This is a genomic window from Pseudomonas sp. H1_A03 (assembly GCF_054685145.1).
This window is the reverse complement of sequence record NZ_CP162829.1, coordinates 2,761,896-2,781,852: the sequence shown is the minus strand read 5'-3', so window position 1 is coordinate 2,781,852 and position 19,957 is coordinate 2,761,896. Positions and strand designations below refer to the sequence as shown.

At 61.1% G+C, this 19,957-nt stretch carries 18 protein-coding genes; 6 read left to right on the top strand and 12 right to left on the bottom strand.

All coding sequences use genetic code 11. The features are described 5' to 3' along the window. Window positions 1-214 precede the first annotated feature (214 nt). The 4 genes from AB4O35_RS12795 to AB4O35_RS12780 all read left to right on the top strand — a co-directional run bounded on the left by AB4O35_RS12795 (window position 215) and on the right by AB4O35_RS12780 (window position 6,159). Window positions 215-1,912 (top strand): molecular chaperone HscC, encoded by a 1,698-nt coding sequence (locus AB4O35_RS12795; protein WP_065945401.1) that lies wholly within the window; start codon window positions 215-217, stop codon window positions 1,910-1,912. An 11-nt stretch (window positions 1,913-1,923) separates the two neighbouring features. Continuing rightward, window positions 1,924-3,534: a J domain-containing protein gene (locus AB4O35_RS12790; protein ID WP_065945400.1), complete on the top strand. Its 1,611-nt coding sequence runs from the start codon at window positions 1,924-1,926 to the stop codon at window positions 3,532-3,534. A 154-nt stretch (window positions 3,535-3,688) separates the two neighbouring features. Next, the gene (locus tag AB4O35_RS12785) at window positions 3,689-4,939 is read left to right on the top strand and encodes an OprD family porin (protein ID WP_065945399.1); all 1,251 of its coding nucleotides are present in this window, start codon (window positions 3,689-3,691) and stop codon (window positions 4,937-4,939) included. 320 nt (window positions 4,940-5,259) lie between these two features. Beyond that, on the top strand, window positions 5,260-6,159 hold the full coding sequence (locus tag AB4O35_RS12780; RefSeq protein ID WP_065873282.1) for a polysaccharide deacetylase family protein: 900 nt from the start codon (window positions 5,260-5,262) through the stop codon (window positions 6,157-6,159). Window positions 6,160-6,210: 51 nt separating this feature from the next. Here AB4O35_RS12780 and pcaC read toward each other — a convergent pair whose 3' ends face one another. The 11 genes from pcaC to pcaR form a co-directional block, all read right to left on the bottom strand. Next, window positions 6,211-6,609: a 4-carboxymuconolactone decarboxylase gene (gene pcaC / locus AB4O35_RS12775; RefSeq protein ID WP_003189316.1), complete on the bottom strand. Its 399-nt coding sequence runs from the start codon at window positions 6,607-6,609 to the stop codon at window positions 6,211-6,213. A 173-nt stretch (window positions 6,610-6,782) separates the two neighbouring features. Further along, on the bottom strand, window positions 6,783-7,574 hold the full coding sequence (gene pcaD, locus AB4O35_RS12770; protein WP_065873258.1) for a 3-oxoadipate enol-lactonase: 792 nt from the start codon (window positions 7,572-7,574) through the stop codon (window positions 6,783-6,785). 10 nt (window positions 7,575-7,584) lie between these two features. After that, window positions 7,585-8,940 (bottom strand): 3-carboxy-cis,cis-muconate cycloisomerase, encoded by a 1,356-nt coding sequence (locus AB4O35_RS12765; RefSeq protein WP_065945398.1) that lies wholly within the window; start codon window positions 8,938-8,940, stop codon window positions 7,585-7,587. A 10-nt stretch (window positions 8,941-8,950) separates the two neighbouring features. Beyond that, on the bottom strand, window positions 8,951-10,246 hold the full coding sequence (locus tag AB4O35_RS12760) for an MFS family transporter (protein ID WP_065873260.1): 1,296 nt from the start codon (window positions 10,244-10,246) through the stop codon (window positions 8,951-8,953). 137 nt (window positions 10,247-10,383) lie between these two features. Continuing rightward, window positions 10,384-10,950, bottom strand: a complete 567-nt coding sequence (gene pcaG / locus AB4O35_RS12755; protein ID WP_065873261.1) for a protocatechuate 3,4-dioxygenase subunit alpha — start codon at window positions 10,948-10,950, stop codon at window positions 10,384-10,386. 1 nt (window position 10,951) lies between these two features. Next, window positions 10,952-11,656 carry a protocatechuate 3,4-dioxygenase subunit beta gene (pcaH, locus tag AB4O35_RS12750; protein ID WP_065945397.1) on the bottom strand — a complete coding sequence of 235 codons (705 nt, stop codon included), beginning with the start codon at window positions 11,654-11,656 and terminating at the stop codon, window positions 10,952-10,954. A 17-nt stretch (window positions 11,657-11,673) separates the two neighbouring features. After that, window positions 11,674-12,876 carry a 3-oxoadipyl-CoA thiolase gene (pcaF, locus tag AB4O35_RS12745; protein WP_175402986.1) on the bottom strand — a complete coding sequence of 401 codons (1,203 nt, stop codon included), beginning with the start codon at window positions 12,874-12,876 and terminating at the stop codon, window positions 11,674-11,676. Next, window positions 12,873-13,652 carry a CoA-transferase subunit beta gene (locus tag AB4O35_RS12740; RefSeq protein WP_065880920.1) on the bottom strand — a complete coding sequence of 260 codons (780 nt, stop codon included), beginning with the start codon at window positions 13,650-13,652 and terminating at the stop codon, window positions 12,873-12,875. Before AB4O35_RS12740 ends, pcaF begins: the two co-directional genes overlap by 4 nt. Then, window positions 13,652-14,509, bottom strand: coding sequence for a CoA transferase subunit A (locus AB4O35_RS12735; RefSeq protein WP_065873265.1), 858 nt, complete (start codon window positions 14,507-14,509; stop codon window positions 13,652-13,654). Before AB4O35_RS12735 ends, AB4O35_RS12740 begins: the two co-directional genes overlap by 1 nt. 197 nt (window positions 14,510-14,706) lie before the next feature. Next, a complete protein-coding gene (locus tag AB4O35_RS12730; protein WP_065890078.1) occupies window positions 14,707-16,047 on the bottom strand; it encodes a 4-hydroxybenzoate transporter PcaK in 1,341 nt (446 codons plus the stop codon). 142 nt (window positions 16,048-16,189) lie between these two features. After that, a complete protein-coding gene (gene pcaR, locus AB4O35_RS12725; RefSeq protein ID WP_065873267.1) occupies window positions 16,190-17,032 on the bottom strand; it encodes a pca regulon transcriptional regulator PcaR in 843 nt (280 codons plus the stop codon). 556 nt (window positions 17,033-17,588) lie between these two features. Here pcaR and AB4O35_RS12720 point away from each other — a divergent pair. Continuing rightward, entirely contained in the window at window positions 17,589-17,789 is a 201-nt protein-coding gene (locus AB4O35_RS12720; protein WP_003189295.1) for a hypothetical protein, read from the top strand. Window positions 17,790-18,103: 314 nt separating this feature from the next. After that, window positions 18,104-19,579, top strand: coding sequence for an inorganic phosphate transporter (locus tag AB4O35_RS12715; RefSeq protein WP_065873268.1), 1,476 nt, complete (start codon window positions 18,104-18,106; stop codon window positions 19,577-19,579). Between the two features lie 162 nt (window positions 19,580-19,741). On the opposite strand, the gene ccoM is transcribed toward AB4O35_RS12715, so the two are convergent. Then, entirely contained in the window at window positions 19,742-19,858 is a 117-nt protein-coding gene (gene ccoM, locus AB4O35_RS12710) for a cytochrome c oxidase subunit CcoM (RefSeq protein WP_275957920.1), read from the bottom strand. Window positions 19,859-19,957 lie beyond the last annotated feature (99 nt).

Genomic DNA, 19,957 nt, shown 5'->3' with positions numbered 1-19,957 from the left:
GGCTTGCCCCGCGCTGGGTTGCGCAGCAATCCAATAGGGCCACACAGATAAGTCAGATTGATTTGAGGCGCCTGGGTTAGGGCCGCTGCGCAGCCCAGCGCGGGGCAAGCCCGCTCACTACATGGCGCGAACGCCCGCTGCCTTGCTTTTCGCCCAACCTTTCAGGATAAAATTGGTCACAGATTCTTACAGACCACAGAGGGAGCTTGTCGTAATGATCGTAGGAATCGACCTGGGGACCACCAACAGTCTCGCCGCGGTCTGGCGCGGTGATGCTGCCGAATTAGTGCCCAATGCCCTTGGCCAGTTGCTGACCCCCAGCGTGGTCGGGCTGGATGATCAAGGCCGTGTCCTGGTCGGCCAGGCGGCCAAAGAGCGCCTGCACACTCACCCGCACCTGACCACGTCGCTGTTCAAGCGCTACATGGGCAGTGCCACCGAAGTGCGCCTGGGCGATCGCTCGTTCCGTCCGGAAGAACTGTCCGCGCTGGTGCTCAAAAGCCTGAAGGAAGACATCGAGCGCACCTACGGCCATACCGTCACCGAAGCCGTCATCAGCGTGCCCGCCTATTTCAGCGACGGCCAGCGCAAAGCCACGCGCATCGCCGGTGAACTGGCCGGGCTCAACGTCGAAAAACTGATCAACGAACCCACCGCTGCCGCCCTCGCCTACGGCCTGCACCAGCGCGACAAGGAAACCTCGTTCCTGGTCTTTGACCTCGGTGGCGGCACTTTCGACGTGTCGATCATTGAGTTGTTCGACGGCGTGATGGAAGTCCGTGCCAGTGCCGGCGACAACTTCCTCGGCGGCGAAGACTTCGACACCCTGCTGCTGGAACACTTCGTCGACAGCCAGCGCAACGCCCAAGGCTTCCCGCCCACCAGCAGCGTACTGCAAGCCCTGCGCCGCGAAGCTGAACGCGTGCGCAAGGCCCTTGGGCAGGACGACAGCGCCGACTTCGCTCTGCGTGTCGATGGCCAGCAATGGGTAAAAACCATTACCCAACAGGAACTTGCCAAGCTCTACACACCGCTGCTGGAACGCCTGCGCGCGCCCATTGAACGGGCCCTGCGTGATGCGCGGATTCGTGTGGGCGACCTGGATGAAATCCTGCTGGTGGGCGGTACCACGCGCATGCCGCTGGTGCGCAAACTCGCCGCCGGGTTGTTCGGGCGCTTCCCGTCCATCAGCCTCGACCCGGACCAAGTGGTCGCCCATGGCGCTGCGATCCAGGCGGCGCTCAAAGCCCGCTCCGCCGCATTGGAAGAAGTGGTGCTGACCGACGTCTGCCCCTACACCTTGGGCATCGAAACCTCTAACCAGTACGGTAGCCATATCGAGAGCGGCCATTACCTGCCGCTGATCGAACGCAACAGCAGCGTGCCGGTGAGCAGGGTCAAAAGCGTGGTCACCCTGTCTGACGACCAGACCCGCGTACTGCTGAAGATCTACCAAGGCGAAAGCCGCCTGGTCAAAGACAACATCGAGCTGGGCCAACTGGAAATTCCCGTGCCCAAGCGCAAGGCCGGTGAAGTCTCGCTGGACGTGCGCTTCACCTACGACAACAACGGCTTGCTTGAAGCCCAGGTGAGCATCCCGTTGACCGGCGAGCAACACTCGTTGGTGATCGAGAACAACCCTGGCGTGCTCAGCCCGGACGAGATCCAACAACGCCTGCAAGCCCTGGCGCAGTTGAAGGTTCACCCGCGCGACCAGCAGGTCAATACCGTACTCACCGCGCGCCTCGAGCGGCTCTACCAGGAAAGCCTCGGCGAACTTCGCGAGCAGCTTGGGCATTGGGCCGGGCAGTTCCAACAGGTGCTCGACTCCCAGGATGAACGCCGCATTCGTGAAGCCCGCAGCGAACTGACGCGGCAACTTGAGCAACTCGACAACGGGTTCTGGCGCTGAGGGAACACACCATGGATTGCTGGACCGTGCTGCAACTGTCGGAAGACGCTGACGAGCGCACCATCAAGCGCAGCTATGCGCGGCTGCTGAAAAGCTGCCGGCCGGATGACGATGCCGCAGGCTTCCAGCGATTGCGCGAAGCCTATGAAGAAGCACTGGCCTACGCACGCTGGCGAGCCGACTGCGAAGAAGAGCAAAGCAGCGTTGCAACGCCCGCCGTCGAACAGGCCTACGGTAACCTCAACGACCTCGCCGAGTTGATGGACGTCAGCGTCCTGCACCCTGCCCCTTTCGAAGCGCCCAAGGCCGACCCGGCGCATGCCCTGCTCAGTGGCCTCAACGCCAGCAACTTCATCGAACGCTGGAACCTGGCCAATCAACAGGACTGCACCGACACTTTCCAGGCTGGCCTGCTGCGCCACTGCTTTGAAGCACCGGGCGAACGCAGCCCCATCGCCCAATGGGCGGTACAACACCTGGAATGGCTGACCCCGTGGCAGCAGGTGGCAATGACCACGTGGCAATACGATGCGCTGACCAGCGAACTGCTGCAGGACTATCGCCACACCTTGCAGGAACGGCTGGAACAAAAGGCCGAACGCGAGTTCATCACCCAGCTCACGCAGTACAACAACCAGCCCTGGCTACGGGTGTTCGACCTGCAACAGCAGTGGCAACGCATCATCCTGCACCTGCTCCACGACACCACCTGGAGCGTGCCGCTGTTCGAGCGGGTGTGCCAAGTGTTTGGTTGGGACGACCAGAAAGGCGTCTACCCGGAACCGGCGTGGATGTGGCGCCAGTTGGTGTCGCGCTGCGAGCAGGAAAGCTTCTTCGTCAACCTGCAAGACAAGGCAAACGACACCCGCCGCACCTCTGCCGATGCGTTGGCGGCGCGCCTGTTGCTTACGCCGATGAGCGTGAAGGAACAATACCGCTTGGTCGCAGGCTTTGATGAGAATGCGTGGAATGCCACTCAACACCTGTCTGAAGTCCTGACCTGGCGCTACCCGGACTTGCTCGAACGACTGCCGGATTCGCACGTTTTCTTCTGGCGAAAATTCCTGCCGCGTGGGGTGACCCTGGATAGCTGGATCAGAGTCTGGGCCGGATTAGCCCTGGCCAACGGCCTGGCCTTTCATCAAGTCCTCGACACCTCGCTGCCGGCCAAATTCTTTTTGTTTATCCTGCTGTCGGTCATTCCCGCGCTCTGCGCCCTGCGCGGCGCCCAATTATGGGCCGACTTCACCTCACGCCTGATCGTCCAGGACCTATGGCTCAGCGAACGCCTGTTGCCCAAGCGGCTCAGCGTCCGCCAGTTCAGACTCGTGCTACGCCATGGTATTCCCCAATTGGTGATGCTACTGGTGTTTGGCTACATTCTCGGGGTCATGGGCATGCTGACCTACCTGGGCATGATCCTGATCAGCCTGTTTCACTCGCGGCGAATCGGCAAGGTCAACGAAAACTTCAATGCCAGGATTCCGTGGATCAAAGGGTTGCACTGGGCTTATTGGAGCCCGCTGCAAGTGGTGTTCTTGATGGCAATGGTGGCCGCAACCCTCGCCTGCCAGAAATTTCTGCCCGCCATCCCGTGGACCAGTTTGAACACCCTGCACTGAACCCGGAAAACCGGGCCGGACCTCATGAGTCCGGCCCGGCAACTTGCGTTCGATCATCGCCCACAACCCGCCCTTCCCCGATTGAACCCGTCGCGCACCGCCCCGCACCATGGCCGCCACCTGCATAAACCCAATAACAACAGGTCCTTACGCCATGAGCACTTTCCACCCGCGCCAGTTCCTGCTGGCAACCGCTGTCGCCAGCCTTGCCCTGCCCGTCGTCGCCGAAGAACACGGCTTTCTCGAAGACGCCAGCGCCAACCTCAACCTGCGTAACTTCTTCTTCAACCGCAACTTCACCAACCCCACCAAAACCCAGGGCGGCGCGCAGGAGTGGACGCAGAGTTTCATCCTCGACGCCAAGTCCGGTTTCACCCAAGGCACCGTGGGTTTTGGCGTGGATGTGCTGGGGCTGTATTCATTGAAGCTGGACGGTGGGCGCGGCACCGGGGGTACCCAGTTGCTACCGTTGGACCATGATGGCCGCCCTGCGGATGAGTTCGGACGCCTCGGTGTAGCGTTCAAGGCGCGCCTCTCCAAGACCGAAGTGAAGGTCGGCGAATGGATGCCGGTGCTGCCTATCCTGCGCTCGGACGATGGTCGCTCCCTGCCGCAAACCTTGCGCGGCGGGCAGATCACCTCCAAGGAAATCGACGGCCTGACTCTCTACGGCGGCCAGTTCCGCGCCAACAGCCCGCGTGACGACAGCAGCATGACCGACATGTCGATGGTCGGTAAAACCGCGTTCACTTCCGACCGTTTCAACTTCCAGGGCGGCGAGTACGCGTTCAACGACAAACGCACGCAGATCGGCCTGTGGAATGCGCAGCTCAAGGACATCTACAGCCAGCAGTTCGTCAACCTGATCCACAGCCAACCGTTGGGCGACTGGACCCTGGGCGCCAACCTTGGCTTTTTCTACGGCAAGGACGACGGCAGCGCCCGCGCAGGCGAGCTGGACAACAAGACTTGGTCCGGCCTGTTCTCGGCCAAGTACGGCGGCAACACCTTTTATGTCGGCCTGCAAAAACTCACCGGCAACAGCGCCTGGATGCGCGTCAACGGCACCAGCGGCGGCACCCTGGCCAACGACAGCTACAACTCGAGCTACGACAACGCCCAAGAGAAATCCTGGCAGGTGCGTCACGACTACAACTTCGCCGCCCTTGGCGTGCCTGGCCTGACCCTGATGAATCGCTATATCAGTGGCAGCAATGTGCACACCGGGACAATCACCGATGGCAAGGAATGGGGCCGCGAAAGCGAATTGGGCTACACCGTGCAAAGCGGCGCCGCGAAAAACCTGACGGTGCGCCTGCGCAATTCGAGCATGCGGCGTGACTACAGCAACAATGAGTTTGATGAGAATCGGTTGATCATCAGCTATCCAATCAGTCTGCTGTAAACCCGAATTACATTTATGGGGGAACGATCTGGCGCGTCCGACCCATTCCAAGAGAGAGGGTCAACACCTGGCTCCGCGAAAAGGACGACACCTGGACGTTTCAAAACCTGTTACACACGCTCACGCGAGCAACCGAATGTGGCGCACAGTTCGACGACTGCGCGCCCTGCGGTCTTCAGCAACGGCCAATACCTGGGCTGACGCTGATCAGCGCTCGCCTGTCAGACTGTAACCTCACACAGCCGCTCTTGATGTATCGTGCGCGCCTGCCGCTGCTGATCCCACCCAGCAGCGGCCTTCTATTTGAGCCCGCGCCCACCATGAAATCGTTCGCCATCGCATCCGCCATGCTTGCCCTGGCCCTGAGCCTCAGCGGCTGCATCGGCGCGCCCATCGCCCTGACACCGCAGACCGAACAACGCCTGCAAGCCCAGGCGCCGATCCGCTTTCTGCTGACCTTCGATGACGGCCCCAGCGCGTCGGGCTACAACAACCCGAGCCGTTCTGTGGTGGCCGACCTGGCGCAGAACCCGGTGTTGCCGGGGATCAAGGCGGTGTTTTTCCTGCAAACCGAAGCGGCCCGCTCCGGTGGCAGTTCGCGGGGCCGCAAGACCATGGAGCGTGAATACGCGGGCGGGCATATCCTGGCCTTCCACACGGCCACGGCGTTTCATACCAACCATCGTTGGCTGAATGACGCGACACTTGAAAGCACCCTCACCCAGGGCGCCGCCGACATTGCCGCCATCACCGGTGCACCGCCCACGCTGGTACGCCCACCGTTCTGGAACTACGACCGCCGCACCTTCGCCGCCTACAGGCGCCATGGCATGCATGTGTTGTTGACTGACCTGAGCGCCAATGACGGCAAGATCTGGGGCTTCAACGGCAGCCCGCGGCGCCGGGCGAATTTGTATCGGCAACTGTCGGTGGTACGCGAGCGCATCGCCTTGGGGCAACTGCCGACCGTGGACGGCGTGATACCGGTGGTGGTGACGTTCCACGACATCAACCGCTATACCGCGATCCATATGCAGGAGTACTTGCAGATCCTGCTGGACAGCGCTCGCGTCACCGGCATGAAAACGGCCGCTGAACCGTTCTACACCGATACCGCCCAGCTTCAGCGCGCGGCGCTGGCAAGGACCGTGAAGGATGTGAGTGAAGACGTGCATCTGCCGGGTGTGTGGAACTGGGTGTGGGATGCGGATTCGCACTGATTCCCGGTGCGATGGAGACCGCCAGCTCCCACATTTGATCGTATTTCTGGTTCAGTCTTGCTGGCGCGACTCTACGCCCAGCTCATCCCACACCGATTCAGCCAAATGGAACGTCGCATTCGCCGCCGGAATCCCGCAGTAGATCGCGCTCTGCATCAGCACTTCCTTGATCTCGGCGCGGGTCACGCCATTGCTCGCGGCGGCGCGCAGGTGCAGCTTGAGTTCTTCGCTGCGGTTCATGCCGATCAGCATGGCGATGGTGATCAGGCTGCGGGTGTGCCGAGGCAGGCCGGGGCGGGTCCAGATATCTCCCCAGGCGTGGCGGGTGATCATTTCCTGGAACTCGCTATTGAATTCGGTCAGGGCATTGAGGCTACGGTCGACATGGGCATCACCCAGCACTTCGCGGCGCACCTGCAGGCCTTCGGCATAACGTTGTTTCTCGTCCACAAAAAACTCCTGATTCACTATGAAACGCGACCTGTAGTGAGCGGGCTTGCCCCGCGCGGGGTGGCGAAGCCGCCCCACACCCATTCAACGCGTTCTGTCTGGAAGATTGCGGTGAGTGGGTTAGGGCCGCTACGCGCCCCAGCGCGGGGCAAGCCCGCTCACTACAATGTAGGTCAGCGAGTGAGTAAAAATTCGATAACGCGCTCGCTGAACGCAGCACCGGCCTGGACGTTGGACAAGTGCGCCGCATAGAACTCGGCGTACTCGGCACCCTGTACATGGTTCTGGATAAAGTGGCTGCCGGCCGGCGGTGTGACCGCGTCTTCGGTGCCAGCAATCGCCAGGGTCGGCACTTTGATCAAGGCCAGTTGGTCGCGAAAATCCGCATCCCGCACCGCCGCACAATTGGCGGCATAACCTTCGGGCGATGTGGCCGCCAGCATGTCGGTAATCTGCTTGGCCTGGTGCGGGTTGGCCGCCGCAAAGTCCGCGGTGAACCAGCGTGCAATCGATGCATCGCGCAGCGCTACCATCGCCGCTGCGCCATCACGCAACACCATTTCAATGCGCGGGTTCCATACCTCGGGCGTGCCGATCTTGGCGGCGGTGTTGCACACCACCAGGCGCTGCAAACGCTGCCCAGCATTGATACCAAGCCATTGGCCAATCAGGCCGCCCATGGACAACCCGCAAAAATGCGCGCGTTGGATATCCAGTGCATCCAGCAGCGCGATCACATCCTGACCGAGTTGCTCAATGCTGTAGGGGCCTGGGGTAACCAAGGATTTGCCATGGCCACGGGTGTCAAACCGCAGCACGCGAAAATGTTGGGTGAAGGCCGGGATCTGGATATCCCACATGTGCAGGTCGGTGCCCAGCGAGTTGGAGAGCACCAGTACTGGCGCATCCTCAGGCCCATCCAATTGGTAATGCAGTTCGCCCTCGGCGAGTTGTAAAAATGCCACGGTGGTCTCCTCAAGCAAAGTGTTCGGCTACAGCGCGGGTAACCCAGGTGCGGGCTTGGCCCAGGTAATGGGCGGGATCAAGCAAGCGGTCCAACTCAGCTGCTGACAGCTCGGCGGTGACTTGCGGCTCATCCGCCAATACCGCGCGCAGATGCCGGCCTTCTGCGACGGCGCGCTTGCAGCATTGCTCCAGCAGATGGTGTGCAGTTTCACGGCCAAGGCGCTGGGCGAGCACGATGCTGACGGCTTCGGCCAGCACCAGGCCTTGGGTCAGGTCGAGGTTATGCGTCATGCGTTGCGGGTCGACTTCCAGCCCTTCGCTCACCAGCAAGGCCTGTTGCAACGCGCCGGAGACCAACCGGCAAATCTCCGGCAAGGTTTCCCATTCGGCATGCCACAGGCCCAGGCTGCGCTCGTGCTCCTGGGGCATGGCGCTGAACATTGTCGCCACCAACCCGGGCACGCGGGTCGCGGCGCTGATCAGCACTGCGGCGCCCACCGGGTTACGCTTGTGCGGCATGGTCGATGAGCCGCCTTTGCCCGGCGCGGAGGGCTCAAAGACTTCCGCCGCTTCGGTTTGCATCAGCAGGCTGATATCGCGGCCCAGTTTGCCGAGGCTGCCAGCGACCAGGCCAAGCACGCTCGCGAATTCCACCAGGCGATCCCGTTGGGTGTGCCAAGGCTGTTCGGGCAAGGTCAGTTGCAGCTCTGTTGCCAGCGCCTCGGCCACCGGCATGGCCTGTTCGCCCAGCGCTGCGAGGGTTCCGGAGGCACCGCCGAATTGCAGCACCAGCAAGCGCGGTTTCAGTTCGGCGAGACGTTGCCGACTGCGCGTTACTGCCCCCAGCCAACCGGCGATTTTCATCCCCAGGGTCACCGGCGTCGCATGCTGCAACCAGGTCCGCCCAGCCAGTGGCACAGCAGCATAGCGCTGGGCCTGGGTGGCAAGCATGTCGCCCAGGCGCGCCAAGTCCGTTTCGATCAACGCCACGGCTTGGCGCAGTTGCAGCACCAACCCGGTGTCCATCACATCCTGGCTCGTCGCGCCCAGGTGCACATAACGTTCGGCGCCGGGGTCTTCAGCGGCAATCAACTTGCCCAATGCCTTCACCAACGGAATCGCCGAATTCCCCGCCGTGGCAATCGCCACGCCAAGGGCATCGACGTCATACAGCGACGCCAGGCACGCCTGGGCGATCTGTGCGACCGCGGCCTGGGGGATCAAACCGACCCGAGCCTCGGCCCGGGCCAACCCGGCCTCAAAATCCAGCATGCCCTGCAAGCGTCCCCTGTCGCAGAACACCTCGGCCATGCTGTCCGCCGTGAAATAAGCGTCGAACAATTGATTGCTCGTGCGCAGCGTCATAGCTCATCCCTTAAAGATCGTGATGCAAGTACTCCGCCTGTTTAGGCAGGCGCAAGCTGAACAGGAAAGCCACCGCCATCATGCCGGTGACGTACCAGTAAAAGGTGTTTTCCATGCCCATGGATTTCAGGCCCAAGGCCACGTATTCCGCCGAACCGCCGAAGATCGCATTGGCCACTGCATAGGCCAGGCCCACCCCCAATGCACGTACGTGCGGCGGGAACATTTCTGCTTTCACCAGCCCGCTGATCGAGGTGTAGAAACTCACGATGGCCAGGGCCAGGGAGATCAGCACAAACGCCAGGAACGGGCTGGTCACGGTTTTCAGGGTCAGCAGGATCGGTACCGTGCACAGGGTGCCGAGCGCGCCGAACCAGAGCATCGAGTTACGCCGGCCGATCTTGTCCGAAAGCATGCCGAACAGTGGCTGCATGCACATGTACACGAACAGCGCGCCGGTCATGATGTAGCTGGCGGTCTTGGCATGCATCCCGGCAGTGTTCACCAGGTACTTCTGCATGTAGGTGGTAAAGGTGTAGAAAATCAGCGAGCCGCCGGCGGTGTAGCCGAGCACGGTGATAAACGCCGCCTTATGGTTGCGGAACAGCGCGGCGATGCTGCCGGCGTCCTTGTCCTGGCGCATTTCCTTACTGGTGGTTTCCTTGAGGGTGCGACGCAGCAGCAGCGAGATCACCGCCGCAATCGCGCCGATCACGAACGGAATCCGCCAGCCCCAGGCGCGCAATTCGTCTTCGGTGAGGATCTGCTGCAGGATCACCACCACCAGCACCGCCAGCAATTGCCCGCCGATCAGCGTTACGTACTGGAACGAGGCGAAGAAACCGCGCTGGCCCTTGAGCGCGACTTCACTCATATAGGTCGCGGTGGTGCCGTATTCGCCCCCCACTGACAAGCCTTGGAAAAGTCGCGCAACCAACAGTAACGCCGGGGCCCAGGCGCCGATGTCCTTGTAAGTCGGCAGGAAGGCAATGACCAGCGAGCCGGCGCACATCATCAGCACCGAGATCATCATCGAGTTCTTACGGCCGTGCTTGTCGGCCACCCGACCAAACAGCCAGCCGCCGATAGGCCGCATCAGGAACCCGGCGGCGAACACACCCGCGGTGTTGAGCAGTTGGACCGTGGGGTCGTCCGATGGGAAAAACGCAGGGGCGAAGTAGATGGCGCAGAAGGCGTAGACGTAGAAGTCGAACCATTCGACGAGGTTGCCGGACGAAGCACCGACAATCGCAAAAATCCGTTTGCGGCGTTCTTCTCCGGTGTAGTGACTGGTGGTTGTTGTCATGGTTTTTTCACTCAGTGGGAACGGTTATAGCCTAGACATACTTTGCAACAACCGTGTTCCGCAAGCAGACTTTGGATATGTATCGGCTGAACCGGCCTCATCGGGGGCAAGCCCCCAATGAGGCCCTGACAAGCGACTCAGTAGTCGAAGAACACCGTTTCCTTATCCGTCCCCTGCAACACCACATTCCACTGATGCACACCCGCCGCATCCGGCTTGGTAATCAAGGTGCTACGCCGCTCCGCCGGCACACACGCCAACAACGGGTCATCCCCATTCATCGGCTCACCCTCAAAATAAATCCGCGTCAGCAGGTGCTTCACCAACCCTCGTGCAAACACCAGCACCACCAAATGCGGCGCCTGGGTCGTGCCCATCAACCCCGGCACGGCGCCCGGCTTGATGGTGGTAAAGCGAAATCGCCCTTCGGCATCCACCGGCACCCGGCCGAAACCTTCGAAGTTCGGGTCCAGCGCTTTGTCCTGCTCATCTTCCGGGTGGTCATATTTGCCGGCGGCGTTGGCCTGCCAGACTTCAAGCATGGCGTCGTTGACGACATCGCCGTTGCCATCCACCACTTGCCCGCTGATCGCCACGCGCTCGCCAAGGGTGGCAGCCACGGTCAGGTCTTCGCGGTTCAGCCAGGTCAGGCCAATGTGGTAATACGGCCCGACGGTGTGGGACGTGGTCGCGTTGAGTGTCATCTTATTTCTCCATCGGCGTGGCATCGCGGCCGCGCAGGACGATGTCCCAGCGGTAGCCGAGGGCGTAGTGCGGGATGGTTTTTTCCAGGTCAAAACGGGCGATCAAGCGTTGCTTGGCCGAGGTATCCGGCACGCAGTTGTAGATCGGGTCGTATTCCAACAGCGGGTCGCCGGGGAAGTACATCTGCGTGACCAGGCGCGTCAGCACACTCGGGCCAAACAGCGAAAAGTGGATATGCGCCGGGCGCCAGGCGTTGTGGTGATTGCCCCATGGGTAGGCACCGGGCTTGATGGTCTGGAACTGGTACCAGCCGTCAGCGTCGGTCACGGTGCGCCCGGTGCCGGTAAAATTCGGGTCCAGCGGCGCATCGTGCAGGTCGCGCTTGTGGTTGTAGCGGCCAGCAGCGTTGGCTTGCCAGATTTCTACAAGAATGCCCGGCACCGGCAGGCCGTTTTCGTCCAGCACGCGGCCGTGAATGATGATGCGCTCGCCCTGGGGCTCGCCCTCATGCTGGGCGGTGAGGTCATTGTCCTTCTCATTGATCCGCTCGGCGCCGATGGTCGGGCCGGTGATTTCCGATAAAGAGTGTGGCAAGAACACCAACGGCTGGGACGGCGAGCGCAGGTTCGTCGACTGGTAGGCCGGGTGCAGGTAATCAGGTTGGGTACCCGCTTGCGGGCGCCGGTATCCGGGCTTGTCACTCATGGAACAATCCTCTCTTGTTAGATGCGTTCAATCGCCAGGGCCAAGCCTTGGCCGACGCCCACGCACATGGTCGCCAGGCCTTTGCGGCCGCCGGTTTTTTCCAGTTGATGCAGGGCGGTCAGCACCAGCCGCGCGCCGCTCATGCCCAACGGGTGGCCGAGGGCGATGGCACCACCATTCGGGTTGACCTGCGGCGCGTCGTCGGCGATGCCCAGTTCACGCAGCACCGCCAGGCCTTGGCTGGCGAAGGCTTCGTTGAGTTCGATCACATCAAAGTCGGTGACCGCCAGGCCCAGCCGCTCCACCAGTTTGCGCACCGCCGGCACCGGGCCGATGCCCATCACGCGCGGTGCGACGCCGGCGCTGGCCATGCCCAATACGCGGGCGCGGGCGGTCAAGCCGTGTTTCTTGACGGCGTCGGCGGAGGCCAGGATCAGCGCCGCCGCACCGTCATTCACACCCGAGGCATTGCCAGCGGTGACGGTTTTGTCAGGGCCGTTGACCGGTTTGAGTTTGGCCAGGGCTTCCAACGTGGTGTCACGTGGATGTTCATCCTGCTCGACAACAGTCTCGCCTTTTTTATGGGCGACCCGCACCGGCACGATTTCTTCGGCGAAGAACCCAGCGGCTTGCGCGGCAGCGGTGCGTTGCTGGCTGCGCAGGGCGAAGGCGTCCTGGTCGGCGCGGGATACGTGGTAATCGTCGGCGACGTTATCGGCGGTCTGCGGCATGGCATCCACGCCGTACTGGGCCTTCATCAACGGGTTGATAAAGCGCCAGCCGATGGTGGTGTCTTCCAGCCTCATGTTGCGCGAAAACGCCGCGTCGGCCTTGCCCATCACGAACGGTGCACGGGACATCGACTCGACGCCACCGGCAATCGCCAGCTCCATTTCACCGCTGGCAATGGCGCGGAAGGCCGTGCCGATGGCGTCCATGCCCGAGGCGCACAAGCGGTTGAGCGTCACGCCTGGAATGCTCTCCGGCAGGCCCGCCAGCAACAGCGCCATACGTGCCACGTTACGATTGTCTTCGCCGGCCTGGTTGGCACAGCCGAGGAACACCTCATCAACCGCACGCCAATCCACCGAAGGGTTACGCTCGATCAGCGCCTTGATCGGCAACGCCGCCAAATCATCGGCACGCACGGTGGACAAGCCACCGCCGAAACGGCCGATGGGGGTACGAATGGCGTCACAGATAAATACGTCGCGCATCAGGCTTCTCCCGGCGCTTGGCCATGGGCCGTCGCGGTACGTGCTTCAAGGTCACGCAAAGCGGTCAGCTCTACATCAGTCGGTTCAGCGGTGGTGTCGACCTTGTCGGCAAATCGAATCGCCCAACCGGTGGCCGCCACCACTTGCTCACGGGTAACACCAGGGTGCAGCGCGGTAACCACGAATTCGTGGGTGCCCTCTTCAGGCTCCATGATGCACAGGTCGGTAATAATCCCTACAGGCCCCGCGCCCGGCAGGCCCAGGCGTTTGCGCGAGTCGCCGCCTTCGCCGTGGCCGACCGAGGTGATGAAGTCCAGCTTGTCGACAAACGAACGCGCCGACTGCTTGAGGATGATCAGCACGCTCTTGGCGGAACCGGCGATCTCCGGCGCGCCACCGGCACCCGGCAGGCGCACTTTGGGCTGGTGGTAGTCACCGACCACGGTGGTATTGATATTGCCGAAACGGTCGACCTGGGCCGCACCAAGAAAGCCCACGTCAATGCGCCCGCCCTGCAACCAGTAGCGAAAGATCTCGCCGGTCGGCACCACGGTGTCGGCGGTTTCTGCCAGCTCGCCGTCGCCGATGGACAGCGGCAATACGCTGGGCTTGGCGCCAATCGGGCCGGACTCGTAGATCAGCACCACATCCGGCGACGAGGTCAGGCGCGCCAGGTTGGCCGCCTTCGACGGCAGGCCGATGCCAACAAAGCAGACGGAGCCGTTCTTGAGGCGCCGCGCAGCGGCGACGGTCATCATTTCATTGGTCGAGTAAGCCATTACTTGGCCTCCTGCGCGGCGGCCAGCTTGGCCTGGAATTCAGTGAAATCGGCGGTGCCGTGGATGTATTCGTCGATCCAGGCGGTAAAGGTCTCACGGTCGCGGGCGATTGGGTCCCACGCCTGGTAGAAGCGGTTATCACGCTCGTTGTAGCCATGGGCGTAGGACGGGTGGGCGCCACCGGGCACATGGCACACCGCAGTCAGGGCCCAGGTCGGCAACACGCAGCTGTTCATCGGTGCGTTGAGGTCATCGACGATTTCCTCGACGGTGACGATGCAACGCTTCGCCGCCAGTGCCGCCTCCTTCTGCACGCCAAGAATGCCCCAGAGCAACACGTTGCCCTTGCGGTCGGCTTTTTGCGCATGGATCACGGTGACATCCGGACGCACCGACGGCACCGCCGCGAGCACTTCGCCGGTGAACGGACAGGTCACGGTCTTGATCAGCGGGTTGACCTTGGGCAAGTCGGAACCGGCGTAGGCACGCAGTACCGCGAAAGGTAGGCCAGAAGCGCCGGCGACGTAGGCGTTGGCCAGGTCGGCGTGGCTGTGCTCTTCGATCTCCAGCGGTTGCGGCCATTGCTTCTCGACCGCGTCGCGCAGGCGATGCAGGGAGCCCACGCCCGGGTTGCCGCCCCAGGAAAAAATCAGCTTGCGGGCGCAACCGGCACCGATCAACTGGTCGTAGACCAGGTCAGGCGTCATACGCACCAGCGTCAGGTCTTTCTTACCCTGACGAATGATTTCATGACCCGCTGCCGTAGGGATCAGATGGGTGAAGCCTTCCAGAGCGACGGTGTCGCCGTCGTTCACAAATTGCTTCACCGCGTCACGCAGCGCGAGGATTTCAGCCATGGGGTTCGGGCTCCCGGTGTGGATCGAAAAAGGCGCTGAGGTGGCGCCGGAGTGCTTGAAGATTAAGCTGGGGAAGTGGGCCAAACAATCCGATAATCGACTCTGCGTTCGATTATCGAACGGATTGTTGTCTTGCTAATCATCCGGATTAGCACAGTCAATGTGGGAGCTGGCTCCCACATGAAAAGTGATCGGCCTCAGGTCGCGTCGGCGTGGCTGACCATGCCTTTGATCACCACGGCTGCCGTCGCCAATGCAGCCGGAATCACCAGCGCGGTGAGCACCTGCTCGAAGTTCCAACCCAGGCCGAGCAAGGTGGCACCCATCCAAGCGCCGAGGATCGCGCCGAAGCGGCCGATGCCGAGCATCCACGACACGCCGGTGGCGCGCCCCTGGGTCGGGTAGAAGCGTGCGGCCAGAGACGGCATTGCCGACTGCGCACCGTTGACGCACATCCCGGCGATCAGCACCAAGGTCGCCAGCACGGTGATATTGCCCAGACTCTGCCCTACCGCGTAGGCAAATACCCCGGCCAGCAAGTAGAAAATGCCGATGACCTTGTGAGGGTTGAACCGGTCCATCGCCCAACCCACGCCCACCGCGCTCAACACGCCACCAAACTGGAACAAGGCGCCGATAAACGCGGCCTGTTCCATGCTGGCGCCGCTGTCGCGCATGAGCGTCGGGAGCCAACTGGTGAGCAGGTACACGATCACCAGGCCCATGAAGTAGGTGAGCCACAGCAATAACGTACCGACGCTGTAGGTGCCGGAGAAAATCACCGCGAACACGTTGCGCGCCTTGACGGTTTTTTGTTCAGGCACGCTGAAGCGGGTGGCCTGGGCAACGATTGAAGGCTCGATGGGTGACAAGGTCTTGCGCACCTTGTCGGTGCCGCGATTGCGCACCACCAGAAAACGCGCCGACTCCGGTAGCCACACCAACAACACCACCGCCAGGATCAAAGGCAGGATGCCGCCGATCAGCAGCAGGCTGTGCCAACCGAACGCAGGGATCAGCTTGGCTGAAATAAACCCGCCGCCGGCCATGCCCAGGTTGAAGCCGCAGAACATGCTGGTCACCAGCAGCGACTTGTGGCGTTCCGGGGTGTATTCGGACAGCAGCGTGGTGGCATTCGGCATGCCGGCCCCCAGGCCCAGCCCGGTGAGAAAGCGCAGCACCAGCAACTGGTCAACGTTGGCGCTGTAGGCAGACGCCAGGCTGAACGCACCAAACACCAACACCGCGCCTACCAGCACCACCTTGCGCCCAAAGCGATCCGCCAGCGGGCCGGAGCCGAGCGCACCGAAGACCATGCCGATCAACGCGGCGCTCATCACCGGGCCGAGGCTGGCGCGGTCGATGCCCCAATCCTGGGACAGCGCAGGCGCGATAAAGCCCATGGCGGCCGTGTCGAGGCCATCAAGGAAAACAATCAGGAAACACAGGATCACCACGCGCCACTGATAGCGTGACAGTGGCTGGGTATTGATGAAGGACTGGACGTCCAGCGTGGTACCGACAGAGGGCTGAGTCATTATTTTTATTTCCACACCGATGGCGGGCTGACGACCTGGGGTCGTCGTTATTATGTGGCGCTGACAGCGCTGCCGCACATTAGTAAGCCTGGGGAAACACCGTCAATTGATCAAACCGGGATCTGTGCGGTCACCGAACAGCTTAGGCAAACAGCTGCGCACTCAGCTCGCAGCTGGCACTCAGCATGCTCGGCAAGAAGCGCTGTTCCAGCTCGGCGCGGCTGACCCGTCCGGCGTGGGTGCTGACGTTCAGCGCGGCCAACACCTGGCCCGAAGCGTCATACACCGGCACGGCGATGGAGCGCAGGCCCTGCTCAAGCTCCTGGTCGACGATGCACCAGCCCTGTTGACGCACTTGCTGCAGACATTCGAGCAAGGCCTGTGGCGTGGTCAAGGTGCGGCTGGTCTTGGTTTGCAGGTCGGCGTGGTCGAGATAATCCTGCAGCGAGGCGTCGTCCAGCGCCGCAAGCAATATGCGGCCCATGGAAGTGCAATAGGCTGGCAGCCGCCCGCCCACCGACAGGTCCACGGAAATCAGGCGCTGGGTAGTGGCCGAACGGGCGATATAGAGAATGTCGTCGCCTTCGAGGGTGGCCATGTTGCAGGCTTCGTGAAGCTGCTCACTCATGCGGTCCAGGTAGGGTTGGGCCGAGACCGCCAGTGGCGTGGACGACAGGTAGGCATGGCCCAGGGTCAGGACTTTGGGCAGCAGCGAATAGGTACGCCCGTCGGTCGTGGCGTAACCGAGCTTGATCAAGGTGTGCAGGCAACGGCGCACGGCGGCGCGGGGGATCTCGGTGCGATGACTGATCTGGGCGATGGTGAGATGGCGCTTGCGCTCCTGGAACGCCTGCACCACCGCCAGGCCACGGGCGAGGGAGGTCATGAAGTCCGGATCACCGGTGAACGCCTGGATACGCTTGGCCGGGGACGCAACGATCGGCGGCGCCATTGACGCGAAAGAGTTGCGCAATTGATCGTTCATGTCGGGGTCCTTACTCTTATTGTCAACCGCAGGGGAGGTTTGGCTGCTATTACAAGTCGCGTCAGCCGCGTGCACAAGGCGGGGCCAAGAACATTGTGCGATTATCGGACAATCATTCGATTATCGCAATTTGTGGGTTCCCTTCCCTGGCCAGCCAGCGGAGCGCAGTAAAATGAAGTCACGCTTAATAACGTCTGAAGTTGGGTTGATTTTATGACGTCAGAATTCATGCAATTACCGGCACGCCCGTGTAACAAAACACTCACACAAAGTTGACGCTTTTTAACTTTATGCCGATAGTGTTATTCAAATGCGCCGCTATAATGCACCCTATGTGCCGTTCTGCCCGGTTTACTCTCGAGAGCAGCGCTCGCCAGGTGATGCACGCTGTGCATTGTCGACCGCAACTACCTGCTTTGAATGACTGCACTAACAGGTGGCCGCCCGTCCCTATTTCAAACTTGGACGTTTTCACGGTTCAACTTGGAATACCCCAGGAACGGCATTCAGGCATAACGCTGCAACGTATTTACACTCAACTCAATTAGGTAACGATGTGACGAAAGATGAACTGCGCGCGGAACTTGAGCGCCAGGAGCAACGTTACAAGGACGTTTACGGCGGGGAAGTCACCACCTACGCCGCCCAGCCTGAACCTGAACGCAAACCCTGGCGCAAGCGAGCCAGTCTCCTCGACCAGGCGTTCGCCCAGGAAATCCAAAAGATTGAACAGGAACTCAAAACCGAAGAGCCATAAGCGATTCGGTTTGGAACTCAAGGTTTTGGCCTCGGATGCTGGCACATAGCTAGCATCCGGCTACCTTGCATCGCACCACCAGCGGTAAAATTTCATACAAATGTTTCAGGCGTGACGTTTTTGTGACAATCCCCTGCCCCGCAGCCCCTCTGCTTTATAAATCAAAGACTTGCCAAAGCCCCGAAATCCCTGGGATGCGCCCCCTGACGCCGTTTTTTTTCAAGGAAGATTGTTACCGATGAGCAGCTAGTGCATCGATTACTGAGGTTTTCTGGCATAATCGCGCCCCCTTACGACCGGGTCAGAAAACCTTCATGATCGATTTATTCAGCGGACTGGATGCTTGGGTTCTAGTGAGCCTGTTGCTCGCCCTGGCCTTTGTCCTCGCCTTCGAGTTCATCAATGGCTTTCATGACACCGCTAACGCGGTGGCCACAGTCATCTATACCAAAGCCATGCCGCCGCACCTGGCCGTGTTCTTCTCCGGGGTGTTCAACTTCCTCGGCGTGTTGCTCGGTGGTGTCGGTGTCGCCTACGCCATCGTGCATTTGCTGCCGGTGGAGTTGCTGATTAATGTGAACACCGGCCATGGCTTGGCGATGGTCTTCTCTTTATTGGCGGCGGCGATCACCTGGAACCTGGGCACCTGGTACTTCGGTATTCCCGCGTCCAGCTCCCACACCCTGATCGGCTCGATCCTTGGTGTCGGCCTGGCCAATGCGCTGATCAACGACATCCCCCTGGCTGACGGTGTGAATTGGCAGAAGGCGATCGATATCGGCGCCTCCCTGGTGTTCTCGCCGATGGCCGGCTTTCTGGTCGCGGCCCTTGTGCTGATTGGCCTGAAGTGGTGGCGCCCGCTGTCGAAGATGCACAAGACCCCGGACCAGCGCCGCAAGCTTGATGACAAGAAGCACCCGCCGTTCTGGAACCGCTTGGTATTGGTGATTTCTGCCATGGCGGTGAGCTTCGTGCACGGCTCCAACGACGGTCAGAAAGGTATCGGCCTGATCATGCTGGTGCTGATCGGTATCGTGCCGGCGCAGTTTGTACTCGACCTGGGCAGCACCACTTACCAGATCGAGCGTACCCGCGACGCGACCTTGCACCTGAACCAGTTCTACCAGCGCAACCACGAGACCCTGGGTGAATTCCTGGCCTTGGGTAAAAGCGTGAAGGATGACCTGCCGGGCAAGTTCCGTTGCAACCCGCAGCAGACCGAACCGACCATCAATGCATTGCTGGACACGCTGAAAGGGGTCTCCGACTACCATTCGCTGACCGCCGATCACCGCATTGAAGTGCGCCGCTACCTGCTCTGCCTGGACGATACCGCAAAGAAAGTCGGCAAATTGCCAGGCCTGCCGGCGCGTGAGAAGTCCGACCTCGACAAGCTGCGCAAAGACCTGACCGCCACCACCGAATACGCGCCGTTCTGGGTCATCCTCGCCGTCGCACTGGCCTTGGGCCTGGGCACCATGGTGGGCTGGAAGCGTGTGGTACTGACCATCGGCGAGAAGATCGGCAAGCAGGGCATGACCTATGCCCAAGGCATGTCGGCACAGATCACCACCGCGACCATGATTGGCTTTGCCAACATCTTCGCACTGCCGGTGTCCACTACCCACGTGCTCTCTTCGGGCGTGGCCGGCACCATGGTCGCAAACAAAAGCGGCCTGCAAGGCGGCACCGTCAAAACCATCCTGATGGCCTGGGTATTGACCCTGCCGGCAACCGTGGGCCTTTCGGCCGGGTTGTTCTGGCTGGCCTCCTGGGCACTCGGTAGCTGATAACCTAGCAGTAATAAAAAAGGTGCGATCCGCGAGGGTCGCACCTTTTTTTATGCCCCAATTCCATCCCCACAGTTGATCTTCACCGATCAAATAACAGGCAAAAAAAGGGCGACCGAAGTCGCCCAAAATGCCTTGCGTGCTCATGTAATCCGGAAAAACCTAGGGTTTTTTACGCTTGTTCGCGTCTTTCCAGATAAAAAATCCAAACCCTACAAAAAACATCACCATGAGGCTCACAGTCAGCACTCCGGCAAACACCACATTGTCGAAAAACATGACCGGCCTCCTGCACGTGCCCTGTTGCGATAGGGCTAAGTTAATGGAGAAGGCGGATTGAAAAATTGACAGGGATCAATGTCGCCCACGACGGGGCGT